At 38.0% G+C, this 4,121-nt stretch carries 3 protein-coding genes; 1 reads left to right on the forward strand and 2 read right to left on the reverse strand.

What is annotated here, in order from left to right; all coding sequences use genetic code 11:
* Both R3333_RS12890 and rpsO read right to left on the reverse strand, forming a co-directional pair.
* Positions 1-1,488 (reverse strand): polyribonucleotide nucleotidyltransferase (locus tag R3333_RS12890; protein WP_318959183.1); only part of this gene is annotated, 1,488 nt, incomplete at its 3' end.
* Between the two features lie 146 nt (positions 1,489-1,634).
* Positions 1,635-1,904 (reverse strand): 30S ribosomal protein S15, encoded by a 270-nt coding sequence (rpsO, locus tag R3333_RS12895; protein WP_090245022.1) that lies wholly within the window; start codon positions 1,902-1,904, stop codon positions 1,635-1,637.
* Positions 1,905-2,247: 343 nt separating this feature from the next.
* On the opposite strand from rpsO, the gene R3333_RS12900 reads away from it, so the two are divergent.
* Positions 2,248-3,813 (forward strand): DUF4419 domain-containing protein, encoded by a 1,566-nt coding sequence (locus R3333_RS12900; RefSeq protein WP_318959184.1) that lies wholly within the window; start codon positions 2,248-2,250, stop codon positions 3,811-3,813.
* The last annotated feature ends 308 nt before the right edge of the window (positions 3,814-4,121 follow it).

Genomic DNA, 4,121 nt, shown 5'->3' on the forward strand with positions numbered 1-4,121 from the left:
AAAGTCCATATCACCTAAGTGATCTTCGTCTCCTAAGATATCAGATAATACTGCGAAATCTCCCTCTTTGTTGATGATCAATCCCATTGCGATACCTGATACTGGCGACTTCATTTGGATACCACCGTCCATCAACGCTAATGTTGAAGCACAAACTGTAGCCATAGATGAAGAACCGTTAGATTCCAAAATCTCAGATACCAAACGAATTGTGTAAGGGTTGTCTTCTGGTAGCATAGGCTTAATCGCTCTCCATGCTAAGTTACCGTGACCAATCTCTCTACGAGATACACCTCTAATAGGACGTGCTTCTCCAGTTGAGAATGGAGGGAAGTTGTAGTGCAACATGAAGTTTTCAGTTCCTCTGAATGTTGCTCCATCTAACATTTGCTCATCTAACTTACCACCTAAAGTTAAAGTAGTTAACGATTGTGTTTCACCTCTTGTAAAGATAGCAGAACCGTGTGTCATTGGTAAGTAATCAACCTCACACCAGATAGGTCTGATTTCTTCAAACTTACGTCCATCTAAACGGATACGCTCTTTTAAGATAACGTAACGAACTGCTTCTTTCATTGCTTTCTTGAAGTAAACTCCAATTAAAGCTCCGTATTCTTCTTGCTCTTCTTCTGTGAATTGAGCAGTGATTTCTTCTTTAATAGCACCGAATAACTCAGCTCTTTTCGCTTTGTCAGCCAATCCTTGTCTTGCAACATCCGCACATTTGTCGTACGCCATTTCGTGGATACGCTTCTCTAATGCTTCATCGTGCGTTTCGTGAGAGTACTCTCTTTTAGGAGAAGAAGTAGGAACTTCTGCAGCTAATTCCAATTGGAATGCACATTGTTCTTTAATTGCTTCGTGACCTAATTTGATTACTTCGATCATATCTTCTTCAGAGGCTTCTTGCATTTCACCCTCTAACATTACGATATCTTTCTCAGTACCTGCTAACATAATATCCATGTCAGCTTTCTCCATTTCCTCTTTCGTAGGGTTGATGATGTATTCACCTTCAACACGTGCAACTCTTACCTCAGACATTGGACCGTTGAAAGGAATGTCAGAAACTGCTAAACAAGCTGAAGCTGCGAATCCAGCCAATGCATCTGGTTGGTTAACACCATCGTAAGAAATCAATTGAATCATCAATTGTGTATCTGCGTGGTAATCTTCTGGGAACAACGGACGCAATGCACGGTCAACTAAACGCATAACCAATACTTCGCTATCTGTAGGACGTGCTTCACGTCTTAAGAATCCTCCAGGAATTTTACCTGCAGCTGCAAATTTTTCTCTGTAATCAACAGTTAAAGGAAGGAAGTCAACTCCTTCTTTAGCTTCTTTTGCTGATACAACTGTTGCTAACAACATTGTATCTCCCATTCGTAACACTACTGATCCATCGGCCTGTTTTGCCAACTTTCCTGTTTCGATGGAAATCTCTTTTCCACCTGTAGTGATGGTCTTTTTTATTCCTATATTCATATCTATGTATTACATATTCACACAGTTACACTGCGACTAGCACGTTTTATAATGCTAGGTTTTTTATAAAAAAAGGGCAGTCGAACTGAATCGATTGCCCCCTCTTTAATACGTTTCGTCTTCTAAAATAAGAAAACTTTGTAGAATTATCTTCTTAATCCTAATTCCTTAACAATAGCACGGTAACGAGCGATGTCTTTCTTCTTTAAGTAATCTAAAAGACTTCTTCTTTTACCAACTAATAACTGAAGAGCACGTTGTGTAGCGTAATCTTTACGGTTCTTTTTCAAGTGTCCAGTTAAGTGACTAATTCTGTAAGTGAACAAAGCGATTTGTCCCTCTGCAGAACCTGTGTCTGCTCCTGATTTTCCGTGTTTTGCGAAAATCTCTTGTTTTTTTTCTGGTGCTAAATACATTCCAATATTGTTTAATGATTTTTATGTATACGCCTAATTGCGTGGGGCAAAGATAGTTTATTTTTTAGGATTGAAAATTTTTTAAGATGTTTTCTTTCTGAAAATCTGCAGTTATAGGAGCTTTCTATAAAGGTAAATGTAAAAGTAGCACTCTCCACGGGATAGAATCGCGCGGAAGCGTGTTACTTTTTTTTGGGTCTGCATTTAAAGTATAAACCAAAGGTACAAAGCCATGAATTGCAGCGATAAAATTCTGATTTGTTTGTTTTGCTGTGCTTTGTACCTTTTCAAGTTTCCACTGTAAAGAATCAAAGAGTCAATGTTTTACCTTTATAAATGAACTATGAAATCAATATTGCTTATCATTTTTAGTTTCTATACATTTTTTAGTTTTTCTCAGCTAGGATTATCAAATGCAACAGTGTTTGAAGTAGATGAAGTTGAGACAGCTACAATTTTGTTACCCACTGAACCTGTTGACTCTTGTTTGTCTAAAAAATTAGGAAGAGATATCGTTTATATTTCGAAGGATGTAAAAGGTAAGGATTATGTAAGGATAGGAATCCAGAATTCTTTTATCGGTGCCTTACACGTGTCTTATGCAGAACATAGGCCCTTTGTTTTAACTCCAGAGTCTTTTTGGCTCTGTGTGTTGCAGGGGGTAAATCATAAACGATCATCTACTACTGATGATGCTCCGAACAAGAAGGATATGTTGGTGAGATACGATGATGTGGCATTGGATGATGATGCGAGTTGGAGTTCGGTACTCAAGGGGTTTGAAACTTCTTTGAAGAAGGAATTGACCTCGACAGAACTTGATTTTTATATCCCTCAATTTTCCAATACTTCAGCGGACGAACATAATGTTTTCGTAATCACTCAAATGGAAGGGGTGAGTCACGTTTATAATTACCAATTAATTTCGGGATGTGGAATTCCTAAAATTTACCTCAGAGGAAGTCTCGAAGATTGGTATTGGATTCAAAAGAATTTAGACAAACTGAAAGAGTATGGATTACAAGAATGGGCTGAAGTTTTAAAACCAATAGTGAAAGAGGTGATTGCAGCTAAAAAAGGAAATGCTCGTCGAGAGTTTTGGAGAGAAATGTATAAAACTGAAGAAGTGTATATGAACTTGTACATCTCTGGATGGGTGCTAAAACTATTTCCTTTTATAGAGAAGAGTATTTATCGAAGGAATGGTGATGATTCTCGTGTAATAGATACGCTCGTAGAAAACCCTTACATGAAGAATCGTGATTATTTAGGGTCTGATTTAACCATAGATGATATACCCATGGGGAGTTCGACAGTAGAAATAGAATGGGAAGATAGGTTCAATAACAAGAAGTCAATCAAAAAAATAATTGGTGGTTTTTTATTGGTTTATCAACATCATAATATGGCGTTAGAGCCCGTGATAACTTGGTGTGTTACTGGTAATGATAGGTTTGAAAGACGTAATTTGCATTACATGATAGATTCATGGGATCACGAATACAAGAACAAAGAATATTGGTCGCATCAAATCTATAGAAAGCCAATAACGAAAGCAACAGTTATTTATTCAGAAATTAGTAAGGAAGAAGAGGGCTTGCCAAATGAGGTGTTGTTAAAACAAAGAATAGAGAAAAGAGCGCTTAAGAATGGTATTGATTTGAAAGGGGTAAATGTTGCGTTAATCGTGTTGTCTAACGGAACATTATATAAAGTGATTTTCGATGGAAGAAAGTTAGCGAAGAAGAGTGAAGTTTTGTTGACGAATTATATAATGGATGAGTTTTCGGATTGGACTCCTGCTACTTCTAATCAGTTTCCTAGAGGTACTTGGAGGGGGATGCACGGTAGTGATGCTGGAGAGGTTGAGCCCTTTAGGGTGAATAGTCGAGTTGACTTAGCGTTTTAATCTTTCCAAAAAGGATAGCAGCGGCACGGGCTGAGCTTCTGGCGTGATGAACTTGAGGTGTTGGGGCGACAGCGAGAGCCACAAAAGCCCTTAGTGTAATAGCCGAGTAGGGCAGTTTGTACAGCGAATAGCCTGGTTTTACCATCCCGTAGGGTGGTGGAATTTGGCCTAATGAATTCAAAAATCATTTCTCCACTTCGCTCGAGAACCTTTTAAAACTTCTCTTTGTTAAAAGATATTCAGCAAACGTATAACTCAATATTTATTCAAAAACCAGGGTGTAAAATTCAAAAAGCGGTTTCGGGAAA

The sequence above is a fragment of the Lishizhenia sp. genome (genome assembly GCF_033720595.1).
In the GTDB taxonomy this organism is placed as follows: Bacteria; Bacteroidota; Bacteroidia; order Flavobacteriales_D; family Crocinitomicaceae; genus Lishizhenia.